The sequence below is a fragment of the Scopulibacillus cellulosilyticus genome, assembly GCF_042665295.1.
GTDB classification, from domain to species: domain Bacteria; phylum Bacillota; class Bacilli; order Bacillales; family Sporolactobacillaceae; genus Scopulibacillus_A; species Scopulibacillus_A cellulosilyticus.
The window spans coordinates 135,223-160,280 of the sequence record NZ_JBHTCO010000020.1; the positions used below are offsets into that span (position 1 = coordinate 135,223).

Sequence of the window (25,058 nt, forward strand, 5' to 3'; positions counted from 1 at the left end):
GCAAAGCCGCTGCATGAATATGCATCTTTGTAGCTTTGCGACGAGAAGCGGCAACACTTCACTGAATATGCGCCGGCGAAAGAGCACATGTTTCCCGGACTTTTTGAATATCCTTTAGCTTTCACATGATTCGCAATCATCTACTTCAACAGAAGTCGAGCGGGTATAGTATGTCGTCTTCAATCCCCGCTTCCAGGCTTCAAGATGAAGATCAAGCAAAACCTTTGCTTTAATATTATGTTGAACATAAATATTGAATGAAATCGATTGATCGATATGGCGCTGTCTTGCCGCATTTTGACGAATGCTCCACAGCTGATCAATATGATAAGCGGACTTATAATACCAAGTTGTTTCCGGTGATAAATCCGGTGCAGTTACAGGAATTTTATAGTTCTTCTTTTCCTCGGAATAAGCTTTTTGAAAAATAGGATCAATGGATGCTGTGGAACCGGCAATAATGGCTGTTGATGAATTTGGCGCCACCGCCATTAAATAGCCGTTTCGTATGCCGTGCTTTTTGACTTTTTCTCTTAACGTTAGCCAAGCATCGCTTTTATAGCCGCGGTCTTCAAAGTAAGCACCAGTTTCCCAATCAGATCCCGTAAACAGCGAATAGCCTCCTTTTTCCTTTGCCAGGTCAACACTCGCTTTTATCGTAATATAATTGATCTTTTCATATAGTTCATCCGCGAACTGGACAGCCTCTTCGCTCTCCCAAGTCATGCCTTTTAGTGCAAGCAAATGGTGCCAGCCAAATGTCCCGAGGCCTATCGCGCGATATTTTTTATTCGTCATTGATGCTTGCTTGACTTCAATAGTATTAATGTCTATGACATTATCAAGCATTCTTACTTGGATCGGAATTAATCTTTCAAGAACATCATCTTGGACAGCCTTGGCAAGCGATATCGATGAGAGGTTGCATACAACAAAATCTCCAGGCTGCTTTGTCACTTTAATCGTTCCATCATCTATTTCTTCCTCAATGACTGTCGTCGCTGACATGTTTTGCATAATTTCTGTACATAAATTACTGGCATAAATCATTCCGGCATGCTTATTAGGATTTAATCTATTTGCTGTATCCCGATAGAACATGTAAGGCGTTCCTGTTTCGAGCTGTGATTTCATGATCCGTTTGAATATTTCAATTGCAGGTACCTCAACTTTTGAAAGCCTTGGATCATTCACGCATGCCATATATTTTTCTCTGAAACTGCCCTCTCCTTTGGCCTCATCATAATAGTCTTCCAAAGAAAAGCCCATGATTTGCTTTACTTCATGAGGATCAAACAAGTACCAGTCATCTCTTGCTTCAACTTTCTCCATAAATAAATCTGGAATGCAAATACCCGTAAACAGGTCATGCGTCCGGTAACGTTCATCACCATTATTTAATTTAGCATCTAGAAAATCCAGTACATCTTTGTGCCAGCAATCTAAATAAACGGCTATGGCACCTTGTCTTTGTCCAAGCTGATCAACAGAGACAGCAGTATTATTTAACTGCTTCATCCACGGCAATACGCCGGATGAGACGCCTTTAAATCCTTTAATATCAGAACCTCTCGAGCGGATTTTACCCATATAGACACCAATGCCGCCGCCATTTTTCGATAATGTCGCCACATCAGTATTAGAATCAAAAATGCCTCTCAAGCTATCGTCAACTGTATCTATAAAGCAGGAACTCAGTTGGCCGTATGATTTCCCGGCATTGGCAAGTGTCGGGGTCGCCACCGTCATATACAAATTAGACAGAGCCCAATAGGCTTCTTTCACTAATCCTAACCGTTTCTCCGGGGCTTCATTAATCATTAAAGTCATTGCAATAATCATAAACCGTTCCTGGGGAAGTTCATAAAGGTCTCCAGCATGCGACTTAGCTAGATAACGGTCGCTTAATGTTCTTAAGCCAATATAAGTAAAAAGCAAGTCTTTTTCCGGATCAATAACTAATTGCAGTTCATCAATGTCTGATTTGCTGTATGTCTTAAGCAGCACAGGATTATAAATACTCATATCTGTCAAACATTTAATCAAATCATAGAAACGGCCGTACCCTTTGTGAACATCTGTTTTTCTTCTTAAGGCTGCCTGCTTGTAAAGATATTTCAACCATACATAGCTCGCCGTATAGCTCCAATCCGGTTCTTCTACTGAAACACATTCAAGAATATTTAATAAGAGATACTGAATACTTTCCTCCTCATTTACCTTATCTTGCTGATGCAGCTGGTATTGCGTTCTTTCAATGATGCTATCAATGCCAGGTGTATTTAATGTTTTGAGGTCATTAAAAATAGTTGTGATAAGATCTGTATTAGGAACCATTGTTGCCATTCTTTTTCCTCCTTCTTATAGGGCATAAAAAAAAGCCCATCCCCGAGGATGAGCTTGAGACGACACAAAGAAAGAGTCCTTATATTTACATAAATATGTATAACCTATAAAATATAAGCTGTGACTCACTGCGCCGCTTCTATATCTCAGTCCCCGAAGAATAGAAACCGCGAAAAAAGGCAGGTCTACTGACTGATGCTTCATCTTACTCTGAGCCTTCCCATACAGATACCTTTCAGCTAATCTGTACAGTGGTCTTCTCATTTCATCCACATTCACAGTTGCGGGGACAGTTCTGGACTTTCACCAGATTCCCTATTAAGTCCTAAGACACCATTTTTCGCCGATATAAAATTTTAGAAATCAACATATTGATACTCACCTAATAACTTAACACAACATATCGTGGTACGCAATAAAAAAAACTTGTTAAAATTTAAACGACATTAAGAAATAGGGAGCTTTATTCTAAATGTTGTTCCGGTTTCTTCTGTACTTTCAACTGTTATCGTCCCGCCATGACTTTCTACAAAATTCAAACTTAACGGCAGCCCTATTCCTGTTCCATTATTCTTTGTTGTAAAAAATGGCTGAAAAACCTTTGATAAGACCTGCTTATTCATACCTTTACCATTATCCATAATTGATATGATAATATCTTTTTTTATTTGATAGACAGATATCAATATTTTTTTCTGTTTATCCTTAATTGTTTGTAAAGCTTGGAAAGCATTTTGTAAAATATTAATAATGACTTGTTTTATTTGTTTGACATCCACTTGAATAATTGAATCAACGTTATTGGGTTTAAAATTAAGATCAATATTGTTCATGACAGCCTCGCCATTACAAAGAAGCACCACTTCTCTAATTAACTTGTTAATAGAATAAGTTTGTTTAATCGGCTTGGACGGTTTGGAAGCATTCAAAAACTCATAAATAATCTGATTGGCGCGGCCGACTTCCTCCTGAATAATATCTGCATAATCTTCTTTACCAAACTCTTTCAGGTAAGGTCTGATTAATTGAGTAAATCCCTTAATGGTTGTTAACGGGTTCCTCACTTCATGAGCAATGCTTGCCGTTAATTTTTCTATCGATGATAAACTTTCATATTTACTGGAGAGTTCCCGAATAATTTTCTTGTAATGGATGATTTTCTCTTCCTTCTCCTTTAACAGTAACGACTGTTCAGTAACTTTATTGACAAGTTTCTCCCACTTTTCATCAGAATCTTCCTTATTCCGGGTCTTTTTAAGACAAAGAATATTAATCGTTTCTTTATCAATCCTTCTTGCATAAACCTCAAAACGTTCATGTGTTCTTAACTTTGTTTTTAAATTAACTTCTATTTTTTCATCTTCATCATTCTCTAATTGAAAAATACGATAAACCTTTGATCGACTTTCCAAATCCTCAACAAGTTCCAGAAACCTATTAACATGAGGAAATATATAAGCCACCCGATCAGATTCCTTTATTATACAGCCCTCATTATTAATCACAAAAAAAGGCAACGGAATCAATGACCCAACATCGGTTACAGTTCTCATTGGCTCCCTCCCCACTTTTATCTCTAATTTTTATTTGTTAATTTTTAATCTTTAAAATTATCTTTCCCTATTTTACCATAACCATTGTATTCGCGACATATTTAATAGTTCCAATTTCATAGATTCAACTGAAAGTCTATTAGTAAAGTTTTTTTCCACGCTGACAGTGATCCGGGCAAGTTCAGGTCTTATCTTTCATTGAAAAAAGGTCAGCCTCAAAAGACAATTAACCGCCTTTTGAGGCTGACCTCAATTTTTAACTTTGCTTATACTGCCGGTTTAAATCTCGTTAATGAAAACAAATCAACCTGTATTTCTTAACCCGGCTGCAACCCCATTAATCGTAAGAAGCACCTCGCTTAACAATTCATCGGCATCGTTATTATTATCGTCTTTTTGACGGAGCTCTGTAATAAGGTGTGCTTGAAGGAAATTTAATGGGTCGACATATGGATTGCGAATCCTTACAGATTCCTTAATATTTGGTATATGATCAAGCAAGTCGGCTTGTTTTGTAATTTGCAGCACGATTTCTTTCGTTTTATGATACTCTTCTTCGATCTCAGCAAAAATACGTTTTCCAACAGACTCATCTTTGGCCATATTGGCATATTCTTTTGCTGTCGGCAAGTCCGCTTTTGTTAAAGCCATTTGCAAATTATCTATCGTTGAGCGGAAGAACGGCCAAGTGAGGTACATACGCTGCAGTAAATCTAAATTTCCTTGTTGCTCCGCAAAACGCTGCAATCCGGTACCTGCGGCAAACCAAGCCGGAAGTAATTGACGGCTTTGCGTCCAGGCAAATACCCATGGAATCGCCCGTAAATCCTCGAAACGTTCACTTCCTTTTCGGCTCATTGGTCTTGAACCGATATTCAGAGAACCTAGCTCAAGCAACGGTGTAGCTTGTCTAAAATATGTTAAGAAGTCAGGATCCTTAAAAACAAGTGATTGATATTTTTCTAAAGAAAAAGCGGAAATTTCATCCATTGCATTTTCCCATTCAACTGACCGCGATTGGTTTTGTTCAGCTTCGTTAGATATGTGAGCGATTGCTGTCAGTAATGCGGTCGTCGCTTGTTCCAAACTCCGATAGGCGATTTCGGAAATCAAATAACGGGCGGAAAGAACCTCACCTTGTTCAGTAATCTTGACACCGTCACCTAATGTTTCAAAAGGCTGTGACAAAAGGCTGCGATTAAGCGGCCCGCCGCCCCGGCCCAATGAGCCGCCGCGCCCATGGAAAAATTTTAAGCTAATATCATAGTCTTTCGCCATGTTATGAATTTCTTGCTGCGCTTTGTAAAGTTTCCAATTGGCAGTCAGCGTTCCTCCGTCTTTACTGCTATCCGAATAACCCAACATAATTTCTTGTGAATTATTGCGGACTGATAAATGTTTGCGATAAACATCCATTTCGAATAACTGTTTCATAATTTTTGGTCCAAATGTTAAATCATCGATTGTTTCCAGTAATGGCGCAATATCTAACTTACTGACTGCTTTGCCGTCCGGATAAATGCGGAATAAACCAACTTCCTTCGCTAACACAAGGACCTCCAGTAAATCGCTGGCTGATTGTGTCATGCTAATCAAGTAAACTTGAATCGCCCGTTCACCAAATTCCTCCTGCGCCTTTCTAATCATCCGGAAAACATCGATCATTTCTTGTGTTTCCGGAGAATAAGAATCAAAGATTGAAATAAGGGGTCTTGGGTCTTGCAGGACATTTGTTAATACCTTAATTTTCTCTTCTTCCGGTAATGCTTTATAGTCTGAAACGATATTCACCGAATGAAAAATTTCCGCAATAGCTGCTTCATGTTCGCCGCTGTGATTACGAATATCGAGCGATGCAAGGTGAAACCCGAAAATTTCAACTTGGCGTATTAATTTTTGCAATAAATTTAAAGTATTTCCGTCCGGATGATGGACTTCAATGCTCTTTTGAATCATATTTAAATCCTTAATTAATTCACTGGACGAGCGGTACCCTGTATTACTCTTACCGATTTGGACTAACTTTTCAAGCATTATTGTCAGCTTACATCGATAGACTTCATCGTTATTTCGCCATTTTTTCTTATGTTCCAGCATGCTGATTTCATCCTTGACCGATGCCTGTAATTCGTCGCTTACTTTTACTCTTTTTGTTGAATGGCTTAATCGATGCATTAGTTCTTCCAGAGTCTCTTTGTATTTAGTCAGTGCTAAATGACGCTGTCTTTCTAATGTCTTCCTGGTTGTTTGTGCTGTGACGTTCGGGTTTCCGTCACGATCCCCGCCAATCCAGGAACCGAAACGAAGAAAAGAAGGCACTCTCCATTTTTGATTGTATTTTTCAAAAAGCAAATCCTCTAAATCTTGATGAATTTGCGGCAGCACATCAAACAAAGTTTCATCAAAATAGTAAAGGCCGTTAGACACCTCATTCATAACCGATAACTTTTTATCTCTCAGTTCATTCGTTTGCCATAAGGCTGTTATTTCAGTGAATAAATGACCTTCAAGTGCCTTTCTTTCACGTTTTGAACAAGGCTTGTCCAACGCCATAAGTAAATCAGCAATACGCTTGTGAATTTGCAGGACAGTTCGTCTTGTCGCTTCTGTCGGGTGTGCGGTTATAATAAGTTCAAGAGATAAGTTTTGCAGTAAATCATTAATCGTGTCGGGTGAAATGTGATTTTCAATTAATGACATGACCCCTTGTTCGAGAGAGCCGGGTTGATTTAATGTATCTTCATGTTGCTGATATTCACGACGGCGGCGGATACGATGATTTTGTTCAGCAATATTAACAAGATGCAAATAGATAGCAAAAAAGCGTATGACATTCTGTCTTAACGGCGGTTTTAAATTTGTTATTTCTTCTTTTAAAAGTTTATAAGTATCCGGGTCATTATTTTCCCGAAGTGCTTTCGCTGACTCTCTGATTTTCTTTATTTTATTTAATAGTGTTTCCCCGCCTTCATAAAATAGGACCTTATCTAATAAATCCTCAAGAATTTTTATATCTTCTTTTAATCGATTATCATAAGTTTGATTTTCTTCTAATAATTTTGTTGTCATGATTTCTCCCTTTCTATGATGTAAATATAGAATAGAATACACCCCTTCTATTTGGTATTTTTCCAGGTGAATTCACCTAACCAAAAGATGAGGTGTATTTTCTTTTAATAAATCCTTCATAGAAACCTATTAAAAAACCTTTCAAAAATGAAAATGATTTAACCTAATTTTTTACTCTGCAATAATTTCCCTGTTAAGAAAGTTTCAACTTCCTCGGCAACTTTTCTTCCTTCTTGAATAGCCCAAACAATCAGACTTTGGCCTTTTCGTGCGTCGCCGGCAGCGTACACGCCTTCTAAATTCGTTTCGAAACTTTTCTTTTTTGTTTTTATACATTGATTGTTATTTTCAACACTAAGGGTATTAAAGACATCATCCTCTGCGCCTTCAAATCCGGCAGCAATGAGAACAAGATCGGCATCCCAAAGTTTTTTCAACTGGTGATTTTCACGAAGCTGCTGAACGCCATTTTCATCAACATATGGTTCAAATGCGACGGTTTCTAACGCCTTTACCGAACCGTTGCCATTATTAATAAATTTTTTCGTGGACACATGATATTCACGCGGATCTTTACCAAATGCAGCTTCGGCTTCTTTATAAGCGTATTCCATTTTGAATACCTGAGGGAACTCCGGCCATGGATTTTCAGACGGCCGTTCTTCCGGAAGCCTGCCGTGCTTGCCAAATTGAACAACACTTTGACAGCCTTGCCTTAATGCGGTTGCTACACAATCTGCACCGGTATCCCCTCCGCCGATAACAATGACGTTTTTCCCTTTAGCAGAAATTTCAGGAGCTGGGCTTTCAGGATTTAACAGATGCTTTGTACTTGCGGTTAGGTAAGTCATTGCAGGATAGATACCTTGCAATTCTCTGCCTGCGACCGGCAATTCGCGGTGCTTCGTTGCACCTGTACATAGGATAACCGCATCATACTGGTCACGAAGCTCTTCCATAGTGATGTCTTGCCCAATATTAATATTCGTTTTAAACTTAATGCCTTCCTTTTCTAATAAGTTAACCCTGCGGTTAACCACCTGCTTATCGATTTTCATATTAGGAATCCCGTACATTAATAACCCGCCAATACGATCTTCCCTTTCATAAACCGTTACATCATGACCTGCCTGATTCAGTTGATCAGCACTGGCAAGACCGGCGGGGCCGGAACCGACAACCGCCACACGGCAGCCGGTTCTTTTCTTCGGCATTCTGATATTGACCCAGCCATTTTCAAATGCTTTATCAATAATCGCTTGCTCAATGGATTTGATCGCTACAGGTGATGAGACTAAACCGGCTGTACATGAACCTTCACATGGAGCCGGACAGGCTCTCCCGGTAAATTCGGGAAAATTATTAGTCTTTGCTAAACGTTGATAGGCTTCATACCATTTTCCTTGATAGACAAGCTCGTTCCACTCAGGTATTAAGTTATATAGAGGGCAGCCCGTTGTTGCACGATTAAGGTCCATACCTATTTGACAAAAGGGAACTCCGCAATCCATACAACGCGAGCTTTGAGACTTAAGATCGTCATCTTGAAGTTTTTGCTGATATTCGTTCCAATCATTCAGTCTTTGAAGCGGGTGAGCTTCTGCAGGTTCTTTACGTTTGATATCTATAAATGCTGTCTTCACCATTTGCTTCCCTCCTAAACCAATTCGCGAGCTGTATCTATTTGATCATCTATAGATTTCCCGTCCTTTTTCCAATTAAAGGCTTCTAATTTCGCATCTTTTTCACTCAGTCCTTGCGATTTAAAATGTGCAATTAATTCTTGCATATCTTGATATTCACGCGGTACAACTTTTATAAATGATGATCTGGCTTGATGCCAATTATTAATAATTTGTTTCGCCTTCGGACTGCCTGTTAATTGGGCATGCTGGTGGATCATAGTAAATATTTTCATAGATTCATCTTCATCTTGTATTTTCTGGACATCCACAAGGTCAAAATTGATATGGTGATCGATCCTTTTATCAGATAAAATATAGGCGGTTCCTCCCGACATACCCGCAGCAAAGTTTTTCCCTATTTCGCCGAGAATAACAACACATCCGCCAGTCATATATTCACAGCCATGATCACCAATACCTTCTACAACTGCATTCACGCCGCTGTTCCGTACACAGAAACGCTGCCCGGCTTTTCCTCTTATATAAGCCTCGCCGGACGTAGCACCATAAAAAGCGACATTACCTATAATTGCTTGATCATCAGCACCATTTTCGGTTGGACGAACAATCAGCTTGCCGCCCGATAAACCTTTACCAATGTAATCATTAACGTCGCCTTCTAACTTCATTGAAATACCTTTAGGAAGAAACGCTCCAAAGCTTTGACCGGCAGATCCTCTTAATGACAGAAATAATGAATCTTCAGGCATACCGCTGGCACCGTAACGTTTTGTCAATAGGTGTCCAAGCGTTGTCCCTGCGGTTCTATCCGTATTTTTGATATCAAAAGCGAATTGTCCCCGCTGATGCTGATTGATTAAAGGTGTACAGGCAGGAATCAGCGTCCGGAAGTCAAAGGATTTTTCAAGCTGATGATCTTGTTGTTTTGTACAATACGCAGATTGGCTGCTATTATGCTGATACAGAAGTTTTGAAAGATTTAAATGTTTGGCTTTCCAATGCTCCGCGACATTGTCTTTTACCTTTAAAAGGTGAGTTTCGCCTACCATTTCTTTTAGAGAACGGTATCCGCAAGCTGCTAAGATTTCCCTGATATCCTCAGCTATAAATCGCATATAATTGACAATATGATCAGGACTTCCCATAAATTTTTCTCTTAGTTTTGGATTTTGTGTAGCAATTCCTACAGGACATGTATCTAAATGGCAAGCTCTCATCATAAGACATCCTAATACAACAAGCGGTGCTGTTGAAAAGCCGTACTCCTCCGCACCAAGGCACGCGGCAATGATAACATCCTTTCCGGTCATCAGTTTTCCGTCAGTTTCCAAAACAACACGGTCGCGAAGGCCATTTAACATTAAAGTTTGATGTGTTTCGGCTAAACCAATTTCCCAAGGGATTCCCGCATGCTTAAGGCTTGTTTTCGGTGAAGCGCCTGTACCGCCGTCGTGGCCGCTGATCAGTATCACGTCAGCCATACCTTTGGCAACGCCGGCCGCAATTGTACCTACACCGGCTTTTGCAGCCAATTTCACACTGATTCTTGCCGAAGGATTAGCGCGCTTAAGGTCATAAATTAATTGCGCTAAGTCTTCAATAGAATAGATGTCGTGATGCGGCGGCGGTGAAATCAAACCAACGCCGGGAGTTGAACCTCTGACTTCAGCAACCCAAGGGTATACTTTATGGCTAGGCAATTGTCCGCCTTCACCGGGTTTAGCCCCTTGAGCCATTTTGATTTGAATTTCTTCCGCATTTGTAAGGTAATGACTTGTAACCCCAAAGCGGCCTGAGGCTACCTGCTTAATAGCACTGCGGCGCCAATCACCATTTTCATCACGGGAAAATCTTTCTGATTCTTCTCCGCCCTCTCCGCTGTTGCTTTTTCCGCCGATACGGTTCATTGCGACAGCTAAAGCTTCATGAGCTTCTTTACTAATTGAGCCGTAAGACATCGCTCCTGTTTTAAATCGTTTAAAAATACTTTCAGCAGATTCCACTTCGTCAATAGGCACAGGTTCGCGGTCACTTGTAATGGTCAACATGCTGCGAATGGTTGAAAAAGGTTCCTGTTCTTTCATTTCAACGAACTTCCGATAAAGTTCCTGATCATTTTTTCTTGCTGCCCGCTGCAAAATATGAATCATTTGCGGATTAAATTGGTGATGCTCGCCTTCTTTTCGCCATTGCAATTCACTGCCAGGATCTAATGTTTGATCATTTGACAAGCGGTCAAGACACGCCTTTTGATGGCGAATAAGCACTTCTTTCGTGATCTCATCCAGTGTAATACCGTCAATTTGCGAATGAGTTCCAGTAAAATATTGATCAAGGACGACATTCGCGATACCTACCGCCTCAAAAGTTTGCGCGCCGCGGTAACTTTGAATTGTAGAGATGCCTATCTTTGACATCACCTTAACGACCCCGCTGACAAGCGCCTCAATATATTGATCAATTGCCTCTGATACTGAGAAATCAAGGTGACCTTGATTAACTAATTCCGCGATGCTCTCATAAGCAAGATAAGGATGTACAGCATCCGCGCCGTAACCTAACAGCATTGCCATATGATGGACATCTCTCGGCTCACCGGAATCAACGATTAAACTGACTTGAGTTCTCTTTCCAATTCTGATCAAATGCTGATGCAGAGCAGAAGCAGCCAGTAATGCCGGGATAGGCGCGTTCTTCTCATCAACATTGCGATCAGAAAGAACGATTAGTGAACTGCCATTTTCGATAGCCAGTTCCGCTTCCCTAAAGAGCTCTTCCAGTGTTTCTTCAATCCCCTTTTCAATAGGAAAAGTCATATTCAATGTCCAAGGGGATTCTGAAAGCTGCTGTACATCATAAAACATTGATGTTGTTAAAAATGGATGTTTAAGTTGTATAAAACGATCATGATCCCCGCGCCAGCTTCCTTTTGAACCTATCCATGTTAACGTTGATGTAACACAGTCCTCTCTTATCGAATCAATAGGAGGATTAGTGACTTGGGCAAATGATTGTTTAAAATAGTAATATAACAGCTGAGGACGGTTGGAAAGAACTGCTAACGGTGTATCAACACCCATTGAACCGGTAGGATCCTTTCCTTCTTCCGCCATTGGCTTGATTGTTTTCATTAGCTCTTCATAATGATAGCCATAAGCTTTTTGCAGGAAAATAAGCTCTTCTTCTTTAGATGCTTGAATCATAGAGGCTGTTTCATTTCCCAAATGAATAACTGACTTTTTAAGCCTTTCACTGTAAGGCTTTTTAGAGGAAATGATTTCTTTTAGTTCAGCATCAGGCACAATACGTCCTTCTTCTAAATCAACAAAAAGCATTTGTCCAGGCATTAAATGACACTTTTCTTTTATATTTGATTCTTCAACATCAATAACGCCGACTTCTGATGAAAAAATAATCCGGTCATCATAAGTAACATAATACCTTCCAGGCCTTAAGCCGTTGCGGTCCAGAACAGCGCCAATTTGCCGCCCGTTTGTAAAACCCAATGCCATAGGTCCATCCCAGGCTTCCATGAATAGACTGTTAAATTCATAGAAAGACCGCTTGTTTTCTTCCATGCTATAATCTTTTTCCCAAGGCTCCGGAACCATCATCATGACGGCTTCAGGCAGTGAATATCCGCTCAATGTTAAAAATTCCAAGACATTATCAAACATCGCGGAGTCACTGCCTTTTTCATCTATTACAGGCTTTAAATCTTTGATGTATTCTTTGAATGATGTCTGCAGGAGCTGCTCTTCTCTTGCTTTAAACCAATTGGCATTTCCCTTAATCGTGTTAATTTCGCCGTTATGGACAACGAGGCGGTTAGGATGCGCTCTTTCCCAGCTTGGAAAAGTATTTGTACTAAACCGGGAGTGAACAAGCGCGAAACTTGATGTAAATTCCGGATTCCCTAAATCTATATAAAACGCGGCTATTTGCTCGGGATTAAGCATACCTTTATATACAATCGTTTGGCTTGAAAAACTGGCTATATAAAGGTCTGTGGAAAATGTCCGTTCTAACCGTTTTCTTATAATATATAAACGTTTTTCAAAATCTAACGTTGACTCATCGCCACCCTTTTTAATGAAAACTTGCTGGATAAACGGCTGAATGTCACGAGCCTGTTCACCGATATTCTCAGAACTGACCGGAACCGTCCGCCAGCCAAGAATCGATAATTGGTGGTTTATTACTTCTTTTTTTAATGCTTTCCGAACTTGTTCTTGCTTTTCCTTATCTTGGGGCAAAAATAACATCCCTACTGCATAATCCCCTTTGTCAGGTAAAGAAAATGAACAATCTTCTTTGAAAAAAACATGCGGGATTTGCACTAAAATCCCGGCGCCGTCACCGGTTTCACCGTCTGCGCTTCTTCCAGCCCGGTGATCCAACCGGCATAACATTTCTAAAGCTTTTGAAACAATCTCATGAGAGGCACGGTCTTTTACATCGGCGTAAAAGCCGATTCCACATGCGTCATGCTCATACTCTGGCCGATAAAGCCCTGTTGTCTTGATATTCATGTGCGCGTTCAATTGCATCATCCTCTCCATTAACAAACCGGTCTATCTGAAAATTTTGTTATATTTAGTTTACATGAAGATGATTAATCTTTACAATATATATATAAGATCATAATAATCTCAAATTGAGAACGATAGGAAATGAAGGCAATGGAATTAAGACAATTAATATATTTTAAAGAAGTAGCCAAGCTTGAACATGTGAGCCGTGCAGCTGAATCTCTTCATGTGGCCCAATCTGCTGTCAGCAGGCAAATTTCTTTATTAGAAAATGAATTAGGCGTGGATTTATTTACACGAGAAAATAGAAGTGTGAGACTTACTCAAATCGGCCGGCTTTTCTTAGAACATACAGAAAGGGTCATCGCTGAATTAGAACAGGCGAAGCAAAGAATTGAGGAGTATTTGAATCCTGATCAAGGAACAATCCGTCTCGGCTTTTCAACAACACTTTCAATTCACACCCTTCCCATGGTTATGACGCAATTCCGAACCGAACACCCGAATATCAATTTTCAATTGCATCAAGGCACCATGGATTACTTAATTAAATTGATTGAACGCGGTGATATCGATATTGCACTGGCTGCGCCCGTTCCAACAAACCATCCAAATATAAAAGGAAAAGTTTTTTTCACGGAAAAAATGTCAGCCCTTGTACCCAACAATCATGAATTAGCCGATAAAAGCCACTTGAGGCTAATTGAGCTCCGTTCTGAACGATTTATTACTTTCCGTTCCGGATTTTCTTTACGCGATATTGTTATTAAAGCTTGTAAACAGACCGGCTTTACACCAGAAATCGCCTTTGAAGGGGAAGATATGGATACTATTAAGGGGCTGGTTTCTGCGGGATTGGGTATTGCTATTATTCCCGAGCACGCGATGGCTTATGATGTTCCAGATATGGTCAGCATCCCGATTATTGAACCTGATATTATACGTTCAGTTGGCGCAATCGTTCCAAAACATCGGGAACTTGCCCCTTCTGAGGAATTGTTCTTTCAGTTTTCGAAGGATTTTTACGACCGATTATACCGTTTTGGGAAACAAGAAAGCTGGTAAAGAAAACTTGGCTGGTGCCAAGCCTTAAGGCGTAGGTAACTGCCTAGCTGCACTTATACTTTCGTCCTTTAGTGAACTTAAACATTCAGAAAGTATAAAGAAAAATAGTGTAAAGAAATAGTGTTGCCTCAAAGGAGACAACACTATTTTGATTTTTTAGGTCTTCGCATCCATTTTCGATCTTCATTTTTATTCTCAGGAAAACGCTCTCCCGCTGCCAATTCTACGACTTGGGGATCTTTTACCATGCTTCCGGTCTCGCCGATTTCCATGTAAATACCATGATTAGGCGCTTTTTCACCTGGATGAAAGTAATTCTGTTGTCCCATAACTGTTACCTCCTTTTCTACTTTAATGTTCCCAAAAAAACTAAATACATTATTAAAATGAGGATTAAAAGATATAAAAAAATTTAAATTAGGAGACTGTACCAAATTAAAAATAAGAGCCCGCGAATGCTATTCACAGGCTCTTATCCCTATTCTTCCATTTGCATTTGTCTTTGACGGGCAGCTTCATTAACTTGTTCATCCGCATGGTAAGATGAACGGACAAGCGGTCCCGCTTCACAGTGTCTAAAACCTTTAGACAAGGCAATTTCTTTAAGTTCTGCAAATTCATCAGGATGATAATATCTGACAACATCAAGATGTTTCTTAGTCGGCTGTAAATATTGACCAATTGTCATAATGTCGACATTATGTGCAAGAAGGTCATCCATCGCTTGGATAATTTCTTCTTTTTCTTCCCCTAAGCCGACCATAATACTTGATTTCGTTGGCGTATTCGGACTAATTTCCTTTACTCTTTTCAACAGTTCAAGTGAACGATCATAAGTTGCTCTTGCACGGACTTTTTTGGTAAGACGGCGAACTGTTTCAATATTATGATTGAAAATATCCGGTTTAGCATCCATTAATGTATGCAAGCTTTCGTAATCGCCTTTCATATCGGATGGAAGCACTTCTACTGTACAGAATGGCACACGCCTGCGAATGGCACGAATCGTTTCCGCAAAAACAGCAGCACCGCCGTCTTGCAAGTCATCCCTTGCCACAGCTGTAACAACCACATGGCGGAGTCCCATAAGCTCTACCGATTCAGCAACCCTTTCCGGTTCTTGCCAGTCAAGTTCTGTCGGCAGACCTGTCTTGACCGCACAGAAACGGCAGCCGCGTGTACAAACATCGCCAAGGATCATAAAGGTAGCTGTTTTACGTGAAGCCCAGCACTCATGAATATTTGGACATCTTGCTTCCTCACAAACCGTATGTAACCGTTTCTCACGCATCATTTTTTTAAGACCGGTATATTCTTTGTTTGTGTTGAGTTTAATTTTCAACCATTCAGGCTTTCTTAGATGTTCCTGTTGTTTAGCCATCGACTACACTCCCTTGTTATCGTGAATAGTTCCATTGTTGACTTTGGTACTTATTTTTAGCAATGTCATGGATTTTTTCAAGTTGATCGTCACTTAAAGTATAGGATTCAAGGTCAACTTCCAAACCTTTTTTAAATCCGTTATAAAAAGCCTCTTTTACTTCATCCAAGCCTACTTTTCTTCCTGCACAATCATTGATTGATACCGCTTTATTATAGAAGCTTCGCAACGCGCGCGCTTTAACACGATCATTTGGATATATAAAACAGTCAAATAAAGTTTCAACATCCATACTAATCGGGATAGAACCATGTTGTAAGATGACGCCTTTTTGACGGGTTTGTGCGCTTCCTGCAGCCTTTTTCCCATCAACAATTAACTCATACCAAGAGGCTTCATCAAAGCAAACCGCTGAACCAGTCATGCCTAATTTACCTTCAGGAACGGAAAATTCAGCTTCTATCCCAAGATTTTTATAACCTTCGAGCAATCCTTTGGAAATCACACGATAAGCTTGAGAGACTGATTTAGGCATCATTTTATGGTCTTCACTGACAATGACGCTGTATGTCAGTTCATCATCATGAAGAACCGCCCGCCCTCCTGTCGGCCGTCTTACTAATTCAAATCCGTGTTTTTTTACAGCCTCAAAATCAATTTTACCTTCAGTTTTTTGAAAATAGCCAACTGAAAAGCCTGGAGGATTCCATCCATAAAATCTAACCACCGGCGGAATAAGCCCTTGACTATGCCAATCCAACAATGCCTCATCCATTGCCATGTTAAATGCAGGCGTATTGATTCCCGAATCAATAAACAGCCATTTTTCCATGATACTTCATCCCTTTTCATCTTGAGAAAATCTATATTTCGCTCTAAAAATACGCGTTCAAAAAGGAGGACAAAACATGTATCCAGGACTTTTTGAACTTCCTCTTAAATCTTCTTTATGATAACAACAAAGACTTCTAGTTGTAAACCATCCTTTACCGCTTACAATTTTATAATTATAAAAAATAATTTCCATATACAAACATATTACAGATTCCGCATTTTCAAAAGCTAACTTAGTGCAAAAGTTGATAGTCTTTTGATGATAAGGTATGAAAGTCTAGTAAAAAATAAGTAAATTATATGAATAAATCAACCTATACGTCATTTAGATAAATCCATATATATATAATACATTAACTTTCAAGGGGGATTATTAATGAGCTTCGATCGTGAAAGCGGACATCGACGCAGTCGTGAGAACGAAAGCGGAAATAGAAGAAATAGACAAAATGATATTTGGGTAGATGTAGACACCGACAATGATGATAATGATATAAAAGATAAAAACAATAACACGGCTAATGTTGTTAAAAGCGGAAACTCTTATGTCGATATCCGGATTAATAACCGCGCTATCGCTGACCCTGGGGCAGATGATGATAGAAGGAGCAGCGGACGCAGAAGGACTAGCGGTCGCAGAAGAACGAGCGGTCGCAGAAGATCTAGCGGATTAATAAGAAGAACCAGTGGCCTAAGAAGAAGATCAAGTGGACTTATACGCAGAACCAGCGGTCAAACAAGAAGGTCTAGCGGACGTATGCGCAGAACCAGCGGTCAAAGGAGATCCAGCGGACTTATACGCCGATCCAGCGGTCAAAGGAGATCCAGCGGACTTATACGCCGATCCAGCGGTCAAACGAGAAGGTCTAGCGGACGTATGCGCAGAACCAGCGGTCAAACAAGAAGATCCGGCAGACGTATGCGCAGAACCAGCGGTCAAATAAGAAGGTCTAGCGGACGTATGCGCAGAACCAGCGGTCAAACAAGAAGATCCGGCAGACGTACGCGCAGAACCAGCGGTCAAACAAGAAGGTCTAGCGGACGTACACGCAGATCTAACCAGCAAAATAGAAGATCAAGCGGAAACCGTAGAAGAAACCGTTAACATTCAAGGCAGGTATTTTTGCCGATACCTGATTTCAATTAAGAAAGGTGTTTTTCAGGATATTAGTTTTGGCTAATATCCTGAATCTATTATAAGATTGAGGAGGTTAATAATGAGTTTTCAAGATCCTATTAACAAATCTGATAACCAAGCGATAGTCAGCAGAAGCGGGAATTCAGATGTTGATGTTACCGTTATCGTGGATACAACGGCTATTGCTTATGCAATGGCTTGTATGATGCATGCAAATGGTACATTAAATAATAATCAATTTAACCATATGTTAAAGAATTTAGATAAATTGATTAAAGGCAAAAAGAATCGGTTGTCTAAAGATGATAGTTTTAAATCAAACACAGAAAAGCCTTGGATTAGACCCGTAAGATCATTTTAATTATGAACCCCCTTTATCTAACCTCTATTATTTATTTATGATTAGATAAAGGGGATGTTTATTTAAGAAAAATAGTAATAACTTTGAGATTAAGCCTTTGCCTCATAGATTATTTGACATTTCAAAAAACATGGGTTAATCTAAAGATAATTTCATAGGAAGTCCACTAGGGGTGCCGTTAGGCTGAGATAAGGATATCCTTGATCCCTTAGAACCTGATCTGGTTAATACCAGCGTAGGAAAGTGGAGTTGGTGGAAAGCTCATTTTTTCGGGCTTTATTTTAAAAAATAAAACGAACCGCTCCATCTGTATGGGGCGGTTTTTTCATGCTATAAAGATATTTCCTCTGTGGCTTCCTAGAAAACAAAGGAGGAAAAACAATGACTTTCACTGAAGAATTAAGAAAAGACGCTGATCCTATTTTTGAGGCAATTTTTAATCATCCATTTGTTCAAGGCATTGCCAAGGGATATCTGGAAAAAGAGCAGCTTATCCACTATGTAAAGCAAGATTTTGAATACTTAAATGCCTTTATGAAAGTTTATGGTTTAGCTATTGCCAAATGTGATACTCGTGATGATATCAGGCTGTTTAATAATCAAATTTCTTTTGTCCTAAACAGCGAAATCCATCCTCATCATAATTTTTGCCAAGTTGCCGGTGTTAACTATGATGACCTGCAATATGAACCATTAGCACCCACTGCAAGCCATTACATCAAACATATGCTGTCAGTAGCTGCCACCGGCTCGCTAGGGGAAATCATTGCTGCCCTTCTTCCTTGTCCATGGACCTACTGGGAAATCGGGAAAAAATTTATGAATGAGCTCAAGCCGGATGCAAGCCATCCTTTCTATGATTGGATCGCCTTCTACGGAAGAGAAAGTGAAGAAAAGTCATTAACCGAAGTTTTATGTGAACGTCTTGACCAATGGGCTCAAACTGCCAGCGAAGATGAAAAGCAAAAAGCAAAAAATCACTTCACCAAAAGCTGCCAATTAGAATACGGATTTTGGCAAATGGCTTATACTCTTGAAAAGTGGCCTGTTGATTTAGTTACAGTATAAAGAATATCTATATAAGTATCAGGTTATTAATAGATTAATGGCTTCAAAAAGTGAATTTAGCAGTAGTTTTCTGTCACTAAAGGCAGTTAACTGCTGCTGGGTTATCCGTCATTTACAGAGAAACATCTCATTTTTAGATATTATTAAGAATCAGCTATTTTATGAGAATGTTAGTCCAACCCTAATCCCTTCCAAAACATAAAATATAGTAAAAAGAGGAAGGGAGTTTTTTATTTTGTCTAAAGAAAAACATCACCATAAGCATGGCAATCATGATGCGCCTGCCCCTTTTATAAATCCAAGCCGCCCAAGTGTTGAAATGAATTTATCTACCAGTATTCCTGAAACTAGCAATACGCCTGTCACACCTTCTGTAACAACTGGAAGCTCTTATATTAATGTACCTGTTGTTCTGGCTGAAACAACAGTTCAAATTGATATGGATTCAACGATTAACTTTTCTGAACCTGTTCTTGAAATCAGAAACATTAAAAAGAATCTAGTCATTACCCAAGCACGTCTTTTGCTGCCAACAAATAAGTTATTTATACGAGGTTTTGTAAGAAAAGACATCGAATACACAACACCGCGATGCCAAACATCTACCAGCATGACCTCTGAGGTTCGTTCATTAACTGTTGATGTACCTTTTTCAACAGTAACGGCAATTAAGTTTATTAAGCAGCCAAAATTCAGTCCAGGTACTCCACCAACCCAATTCAGTTATTTTAATTCTACTAATGTACCAACAGCTTGTGGAGATGATCAAATATTATCAAGTAATTTTTGCAAAAACAACCAAGTATCCTCTGAAACCTTCAATGAACTTCCTTATGTTGAATTACTGTCAAGCCAATTTGTAGAATTAGATGAAGCCACCAATCGCAGCATGACTACAGGAACTTTCACTTCAATGGAGGAAAAAATGGTCGTTGAAGTCACCCTTAAAGTCCTTCAAAGGCAACAAGTAAGTGTTGGCGGATCAAATAAAAAATCAAAATGCGATGACTGGGACGATTAATAAGTAAATGATTAAAAAACCTTGAAGATTTTCTTCAAGGTTTTTTATTTTGTTAAATGATTTTAAAAATGGCATCAAAAGTATTTCATCAAGTTCTATTCTAGCCTCCAACTTCCCACCTCTAACAACTAAACCAGTCACCGGATAAGTTTTTATTACATACGCTGTCAATAATCTTTTATTGGAGGGTGACCCTATGGGTAATGAATATCCTTTTTCAAACTTTCCCGCAATGAAGATTGCCAAAATTAATCTTGATGCAAATAAAAACACTGTAAAGGATACAGAAAATCAAGATTTATGTACACTTAAGCCGGAAATATGCCATTTATCTGAAACAACCGCATCCATGCCAATCCTTATAGCCAATCCTGAAATTCAAATCAATATTGAAGCTCAACATTTCTTAAAACACCTTACTGATCATATCATAAAGATAAAATGGAGACAGGAAAAGTTAAAATGTGACATGCCCGCACAATCGAATCATCTTTTTACAAAAGGGACTCTTATAGCCAATATCGAATACGTACCAAAGGATGATGATAAAGTCTTATGCGAAGAAGCATACGTACCTTTTCAAATGACAACGCCTGTCAATCTTTACAATCCTCCACTTTTTTCACCGCAAAATCAATCCAGGGAGTATACCTTTGAATCTGAAAGCAACGAGAAACAATATAAAAATCGCGAACAAATCATTTATGGCCCTTCAGATCCCTTTACTTATAAACACCACTGGACCCACATTGTATCAACGGAAACTTATCAGCATGAAGAGAACACTTGTATACAGTTTCAATTAGATGCAACGATATCTGTTCTTATTTTTCAACAGCAATTAGTTGATATTACATAGGCTGTACAATGGCATGGCAAAGCCCTCCTTAATTTATTAATTGACCTCGTTTCCGAAGTCCGGTTATAAAGAAGGGCTCAAACATCAAGTATTTTTTAATTAATTTTTTGCGAATTTTTCCGTTTATTCTTCTGAATGGTTAGGTAATTTTTTTAGAATCCTTAATTATTCCTTGTTCATAAAAAAATTTCAGTTGTTCTTTTGTGTATTCATAAAGCTGCTTATCATTAATTTTGAAAATACCTTTATTCAATAACCTCTGTATATAAGTATCTTTTTGGTTGGAATCGATGGGTTTTTTAGTCATGTTATCCCTCCCAACAGGTTGATACCCTATCCCAAGCTTTTTTAAACATAAAAATTGTAATAATGCCGGTTAATTTAATTCCCACTCAAACGACTATCATCATAGGTTATGTATTACCAATATAAAAAATAAAAGGGAAAGATTATATGAGTATTCAAAGTGAAGTCCCTCTTTACAAAATCTTTATTCATCCTTTAGATTTCAAAGAATTGCGCAGCGATATTTGGTGTGATGATCCAGTCATCGCAAAGCTGATGATTGGAAAAAAGAAATACGACATAGACATTGTTTATCGCGGTTCGCATATTCGTAAGTTCAAAAAAAAATCATACCGGATAGAATTCCCAAGAAATGACTTTATGGTCAAGGAGCTTCATTTCAATGCAGAATATATGGATAAATCATTGCTGAGAAATAAACTTTCGTTAGATTTTTTTTCAAGCATTGGCACCTTATCGCCTGAATCAAGTTATGTCAGGATTAATATTAACGGATTGCATCAGGGCGTTTATTTACAATTAGAATCGGTTGACCGGCATTTTCTTTATAGAAGAAATTTGCCAGATGGCCCGATTTATTATGCGGAAGACGATGATGCTAATTTTTCTTTAATGAGTCCTATTGATGAAGATGTTAAAGAATCCCTTGATTCTGGATACAGCAGGAAGGAAGGAACAGATGAAGATGATCTTTTTCTAAAGGAATTAATTTATAAAATTAATACGCTTTCCAAAAGCCATTTTGAAAAAGAGATTGTCAAATATATAGACATTGATAAATATTTTCGTTGGTTATCAGGTGTCATTTGTACGCAGAATTTCGATGGGTTTGTCCATAATTATGCATTATACCGCCGCGAAGACACGGGGTTATTTGAAATGATACCTTGGGACTATGATGCAACCTGGGGACGGGATATAAACGGAATAATTATGGACTTCGATTATATACCGATTACCGGCTACAACACCTTAACAGCCCGTCTGTTAGATGTACACTCGTTTCGAAAGTATTACCGCCGTTTACTGCAAAATATACTTAATAAGGAGTTTACAGTTGAATATTTAAGGCCAAAAATTATATCCATGCATGAATTATTACGTCCCTATGTATTAAAGGACCCTTATATAAAAAAAGACATCCAGGTTTTTGATAAAGAACCTCAAATCATTATCGATTTTATTAAAGATCGGAATCTTTACTTGAGGAAACATTTATCCGATTTGGAATAGAAAAGACCCCATGTTTAAAATGGAGTCTGTTTTTAAAGGAGAGCGATGATTATTCTTATTTGGAAAAATTATTTTAAATGTCGTAACGGATAAATATTGTCCTGCCTTTAAGAAGACCGGCTAACTTTAGAGTAGCCCATTGAAGCGCTTGGATGTACGGGTCTAGGAATTTGATTCGAACGAGTGAAAATTGTTGGTCCGGTTTGTCCGCCCATGCTCCCCGAGCGATGGGATCTTCTTCTATTTCTTGAAGTCCTGGTCCGTTTGCTGGAAGTGCCAGGTTCGCAAGAAGTTTCCCATGGCTCATTGTACATATATAATTCAGTTCCGGCTGTTTTTGCTATTTCAACAGCATCCATGACCTCGTTTTGGCTACTATTATTACGGCTTCTCCGATTAGACCTTCCATTTGATTGTCCGCTTGACCCGGAATCCTTTTTCTGGTCTGATACATGACTAATACTCTTTATATGGTAGATGGATACAAATAAAACTTCATCATTCGTTGTTACTTCAATATAATGATCAAAGGCTCTATTCAGTACACCTTCAACACTTTCCGGTCCCCCGCGGTTAATTCTTATTTTTTTATACGTTAAGGCACTTAAAATATCGTTAAAAGATTCACCTTCAATATAATTTGCATTTCCTGATGATAACGAGGCATTTTTTGAATTTACTGTAACACCTCTTACATGCCTTAATTGATAATATATGACACCATCTTTTTCTGAATCAATGGCAAGATGATCCGAGCTTACTGTCAACAACTCACCAGTTTTTGATTCTGGTCCCCCCATGTTAATTTTCACATTATTTCCAATTAATTTCGAAATCATTTCAATTGAAGATTGATTAAACATATTAACATGTTCCTCCTCTTTAGCAATTTATCAACTGATGTAATGGCATTATATGTGTCACTGCAAGACAAAGATATAGTTATATTAATTATATCTCTTAAAATTAGTCATTTTTACTAATGGTAGATTAATGTCTATTTATCTTGCCTGCCCCACAGTTCCATTCTGTTGAATAACTGCAGATTTTTATTAAAAATTGGGTGATTATTTGTATATTCGTCTTTTATGGATATCTATCATGTAAAGACAATCGTATATATTTAAAAGAGTTGGTTTTATGTTTATTTCCTTCTTACTAGAGTTGAATAAGATAAAGTAGCTTTAAAACACGGACGAGGGTGTTTATCTTATAGACATTATTTAAATACAGGAAGAAGGAACGGAGACGGATGACTATTGAAATCACCATAACTGTATTTGTTTTCATAGTGACGATGCTTGTTATTTTTTGGAGGCCAAAGGGTATTAATGAAGCTTGGCCAGCGGCAATTGGTGCAATCATTATCGTGTTAACAGGCACGGTTACGAGTGCTAATATGATAGATATTATTGATAAAATCGGCGGTGCGGCTATAACCATTATTGCCACGATTGTCATGGCAGTTATACTGGAAAGCTTCGGCTTTTTTCATTGGTCGGCTGTACGGCTTGTCAATCTATCCAAAGGTTCAGGTTATCGTCTATATTGGTATATCCAGCTGTTTTGTTTTTTAATGACCCTTTTATTTAACAGCGATGGCAGCATATTGATTACAACACCGATTTTAATCCTTGTTTTAAAAAATCTTCAATTAAAACCTCATCAGCAAATTCCTTATCTGTTAAGCGGGGCCATTACCGCAACAGCTTCAAGTGCACCGATTGGCGTAAGCAACATCGTGAATTTAATCGCTCTGAATATTGTTCATATGACCCTTTATATGCATACTGCGATGATATTTGTACCAGCATCACTGGGATTAGCCTTTATGTCCTTGCTCATGTACAAACTATTAAAGAAACAACTGCCTAAGGAATTACCCAATTTAGTGATTGACTTGGAGGAAGGATTTTTCACAAAACATTTTCACCCGTTAAAAGGAAAGATTTCAGTTGAAACAAAACATCAACGTACAACATTTATGTTAAAGATATTATTGTTTGTCTTTATCATGCGCTGCTCACTTTTTTTAGCTTCTTATCTTTCTATCTCAATCCAGCTTGTAGCTGTTCTCGGATCACTTATTTTACTCATTTGGAGATGGTATTATTTTCGAACCAATCCCATTGATATTTTAAAGAAAACTCCTTGGCAAATTTTCATTTTTTCCTTTTCTATGTACGTTATCATTTATGGCCTCCATAACATTGGACTAACAGAACTGCTTATAAAAGTATGTGAACCTATTGTAAGTCAGGGATTGTTATATGCAACCTTTATCATGGGGGGGCTAATCACTGTCTTATCTAACTTGTTTAATAATCATCCAGCTTTGATGATTGGAACAATGACTTTAACAGAAATGGGGCTGGATCCGATTACCTTAAAAACTATATATCTTGCAAATATTATTGGCAGTGACATCGGATCTTTGTTATTGCCTATTGGTACACTAGCCTCCCTGATGTGGATGCATATCCTTAAGAAACATAAGATAAATGTCAACTGGAAGGATTATATGAATGTGACGTTTATTGTCATTCCATTAACAGTCATAGTGACGCTGCTATTATTATTTTCATGGATCCAGCTTATTTTCAATTAAAAGATGTATGATGTATGTGCCAAATAAGTTCATTTATA

Annotated in this window: 18 protein-coding genes and 2 riboswitches; of the genes, 8 read left to right on the plus strand and 10 right to left on the minus strand. The window is 38.6% G+C overall.

Annotated elements, in window-relative coordinates; genetic code table 11:
• Positions 1-114 precede the first annotated feature (114 nt).
• The 5 genes from ACFQRG_RS15850 to gltB form a co-directional block, all read right to left on the minus strand.
• A complete protein-coding gene (locus tag ACFQRG_RS15850; RefSeq protein WP_380967787.1) occupies positions 115-2,346 on the minus strand; it encodes a ribonucleoside-diphosphate reductase subunit alpha in 2,232 nt (743 codons plus the stop codon).
• Positions 2,347-2,507: 161 nt separating this feature from the next.
• Positions 2,508-2,699: riboswitch (cobalamin riboswitch) on the minus strand.
• Positions 2,700-2,792: 93 nt separating this feature from the next.
• Complete coding sequence (locus tag ACFQRG_RS15855) at positions 2,793-3,899, minus strand: sensor histidine kinase (protein WP_380967789.1); 1,107 nt, start codon at positions 3,897-3,899, stop codon at positions 2,793-2,795.
• Positions 3,900-4,202: 303 nt separating this feature from the next.
• Positions 4,203-6,968: a phosphoenolpyruvate carboxylase gene (gene ppc / locus ACFQRG_RS15860; RefSeq protein ID WP_380967790.1), complete on the minus strand. Its 2,766-nt coding sequence runs from the start codon at positions 6,966-6,968 to the stop codon at positions 4,203-4,205.
• Positions 6,969-7,126: 158 nt separating this feature from the next.
• The gene (locus ACFQRG_RS15865; protein WP_380967792.1) at positions 7,127-8,614 is read right to left on the minus strand and encodes a glutamate synthase subunit beta; all 1,488 of its coding nucleotides are present in this window, start codon (positions 8,612-8,614) and stop codon (positions 7,127-7,129) included.
• An 11-nt stretch (positions 8,615-8,625) separates the two neighbouring features.
• Complete coding sequence (gene gltB / locus ACFQRG_RS15870) at positions 8,626-13,146, minus strand: glutamate synthase large subunit (protein ID WP_380968023.1); 4,521 nt, start codon at positions 13,144-13,146, stop codon at positions 8,626-8,628.
• Between the two features lie 150 nt (positions 13,147-13,296).
• On the opposite strand from gltB, the gene ACFQRG_RS15875 reads away from it, so the two are divergent.
• Entirely contained in the window at positions 13,297-14,211 is a 915-nt protein-coding gene (locus tag ACFQRG_RS15875; RefSeq protein ID WP_380967794.1) for a LysR family transcriptional regulator, read from the plus strand.
• Positions 14,212-14,354: 143 nt separating this feature from the next.
• Here ACFQRG_RS15875 and ACFQRG_RS15880 read toward each other — a convergent pair whose 3' ends face one another.
• From ACFQRG_RS15880 to ACFQRG_RS15890, 3 genes are all read right to left on the minus strand, one after another.
• A complete protein-coding gene (locus tag ACFQRG_RS15880) occupies positions 14,355-14,540 on the minus strand; it encodes a YjzC family protein (protein ID WP_380967796.1) in 186 nt (61 codons plus the stop codon).
• Positions 14,541-14,689: 149 nt separating this feature from the next.
• A complete protein-coding gene (gene lipA / locus ACFQRG_RS15885; RefSeq protein ID WP_380967798.1) occupies positions 14,690-15,592 on the minus strand; it encodes a lipoyl synthase in 903 nt (300 codons plus the stop codon).
• A 16-nt stretch (positions 15,593-15,608) separates the two neighbouring features.
• Positions 15,609-16,424: a lipoate--protein ligase family protein gene (locus tag ACFQRG_RS15890; RefSeq protein WP_380967800.1), complete on the minus strand. Its 816-nt coding sequence runs from the start codon at positions 16,422-16,424 to the stop codon at positions 15,609-15,611.
• Positions 16,425-16,802: 378 nt separating this feature from the next.
• Between ACFQRG_RS15890 and ACFQRG_RS15895 the strand changes: the two genes are divergently transcribed.
• From ACFQRG_RS15895 to ACFQRG_RS15915, 5 genes are all read left to right on the plus strand, one after another.
• Positions 16,803-17,531: a hypothetical protein gene (locus ACFQRG_RS15895; protein ID WP_380967802.1), complete on the plus strand. Its 729-nt coding sequence runs from the start codon at positions 16,803-16,805 to the stop codon at positions 17,529-17,531.
• 112 nt (positions 17,532-17,643) lie between these two features.
• Positions 17,644-17,925 carry a hypothetical protein gene (locus ACFQRG_RS15900; RefSeq protein ID WP_380967804.1) on the plus strand — a complete coding sequence of 94 codons (282 nt, stop codon included), beginning with the start codon at positions 17,644-17,646 and terminating at the stop codon, positions 17,923-17,925.
• A gap of 158 nt (positions 17,926-18,083) precedes the next feature.
• A riboswitch (TPP riboswitch) is annotated at positions 18,084-18,184 on the plus strand.
• A gap of 122 nt (positions 18,185-18,306) precedes the next feature.
• Complete coding sequence (tenA, locus tag ACFQRG_RS15905; RefSeq protein WP_380967806.1) at positions 18,307-18,993, plus strand: thiaminase II; 687 nt, start codon at positions 18,307-18,309, stop codon at positions 18,991-18,993.
• Between the two features lie 235 nt (positions 18,994-19,228).
• Entirely contained in the window at positions 19,229-20,014 is a 786-nt protein-coding gene (locus ACFQRG_RS15910) for a CsxC family protein (protein WP_380967807.1), read from the plus strand.
• Between the two features lie 196 nt (positions 20,015-20,210).
• The gene (locus tag ACFQRG_RS15915; RefSeq protein WP_380967809.1) at positions 20,211-20,873 is read left to right on the plus strand and encodes a hypothetical protein; all 663 of its coding nucleotides are present in this window, start codon (positions 20,211-20,213) and stop codon (positions 20,871-20,873) included.
• A gap of 139 nt (positions 20,874-21,012) precedes the next feature.
• Here ACFQRG_RS15915 and ACFQRG_RS15920 read toward each other — a convergent pair whose 3' ends face one another.
• Complete coding sequence (locus ACFQRG_RS15920; protein WP_380967811.1) at positions 21,013-21,180, minus strand: Fur-regulated basic protein FbpA; 168 nt, start codon at positions 21,178-21,180, stop codon at positions 21,013-21,015.
• A gap of 146 nt (positions 21,181-21,326) precedes the next feature.
• Between ACFQRG_RS15920 and ACFQRG_RS15925 the strand changes: the two genes are divergently transcribed.
• Positions 21,327-22,412: a CotH kinase family protein gene (locus tag ACFQRG_RS15925; RefSeq protein WP_380967813.1), complete on the plus strand. Its 1,086-nt coding sequence runs from the start codon at positions 21,327-21,329 to the stop codon at positions 22,410-22,412.
• Between the two features lie 107 nt (positions 22,413-22,519).
• On the opposite strand, the gene ACFQRG_RS15930 is transcribed toward ACFQRG_RS15925, so the two are convergent.
• On the minus strand, positions 22,520-23,275 hold the full coding sequence (locus ACFQRG_RS15930; protein ID WP_380967815.1) for a hypothetical protein: 756 nt from the start codon (positions 23,273-23,275) through the stop codon (positions 22,520-22,522).
• Positions 23,276-23,664: 389 nt separating this feature from the next.
• Here ACFQRG_RS15930 and ACFQRG_RS15935 point away from each other — a divergent pair, with 389 nt between their 5' ends.
• The gene (locus tag ACFQRG_RS15935; protein ID WP_380967817.1) at positions 23,665-25,020 is read left to right on the plus strand and encodes an arsenic transporter; all 1,356 of its coding nucleotides are present in this window, start codon (positions 23,665-23,667) and stop codon (positions 25,018-25,020) included.
• Positions 25,021-25,058: the final 38 nt, after the last annotated feature.

Coding starts and splice junctions, on each gene's coding strand:
- ACFQRG_RS15875 (WP_380967794.1), top strand. CDS start 13,297: ATGGAATTAAGACAATTAATATATTTTAAAGAAGTAGCCAAGCTTGAA.
- gltB (WP_380968023.1), bottom strand. CDS start 13,146: ATGAATATCAAGACAACAGGGCTTTATCGGCCAGAGTATGAGCATGAC.
- ACFQRG_RS15890 (WP_380967800.1), bottom strand. CDS start 16,424: ATGGAAAAATGGCTGTTTATTGATTCGGGAATCAATACGCCTGCATTT.
- lipA (WP_380967798.1), bottom strand. CDS start 15,592: ATGGCTAAACAACAGGAACATCTAAGAAAGCCTGAATGGTTGAAAATT.
- ppc (WP_380967790.1), bottom strand. CDS start 6,968: ATGACAACAAAATTATTAGAAGAAAATCAAACTTATGATAATCGATTA.
- ACFQRG_RS15925 (WP_380967813.1), top strand. CDS start 21,327: ATGAGTATTCAAAGTGAAGTCCCTCTTTACAAAATCTTTATTCATCCT.
- ACFQRG_RS15865 (WP_380967792.1), bottom strand. CDS start 8,614: ATGGTGAAGACAGCATTTATAGATATCAAACGTAAAGAACCTGCAGAA.
- ACFQRG_RS15855 (WP_380967789.1), bottom strand. CDS start 3,899: ATGAGAACTGTAACCGATGTTGGGTCATTGATTCCGTTGCCTTTTTTT.
- ACFQRG_RS15900 (WP_380967804.1), top strand. CDS start 17,644: ATGAGTTTTCAAGATCCTATTAACAAATCTGATAACCAAGCGATAGTC.
- ACFQRG_RS15880 (WP_380967796.1), bottom strand. CDS start 14,540: ATGGGACAACAGAATTACTTTCATCCAGGTGAAAAAGCGCCTAATCAT.
- ACFQRG_RS15895 (WP_380967802.1), top strand. CDS start 16,803: ATGAGCTTCGATCGTGAAAGCGGACATCGACGCAGTCGTGAGAACGAA.
- ACFQRG_RS15915 (WP_380967809.1), top strand. CDS start 20,211: ATGGGTAATGAATATCCTTTTTCAAACTTTCCCGCAATGAAGATTGCC.
- ACFQRG_RS15935 (WP_380967817.1), top strand. CDS start 23,665: ATGACTATTGAAATCACCATAACTGTATTTGTTTTCATAGTGACGATG.
- ACFQRG_RS15850 (WP_380967787.1), bottom strand. CDS start 2,346: ATGGCAACAATGGTTCCTAATACAGATCTTATCACAACTATTTTTAAT.
- tenA (WP_380967806.1), top strand. CDS start 18,307: ATGACTTTCACTGAAGAATTAAGAAAAGACGCTGATCCTATTTTTGAG.
- ACFQRG_RS15930 (WP_380967815.1), bottom strand. CDS start 23,275: ATGTTTAATCAATCTTCAATTGAAATGATTTCGAAATTAATTGGAAAT.
- ACFQRG_RS15920 (WP_380967811.1), bottom strand. CDS start 21,180: ATGACTAAAAAACCCATCGATTCCAACCAAAAAGATACTTATATACAG.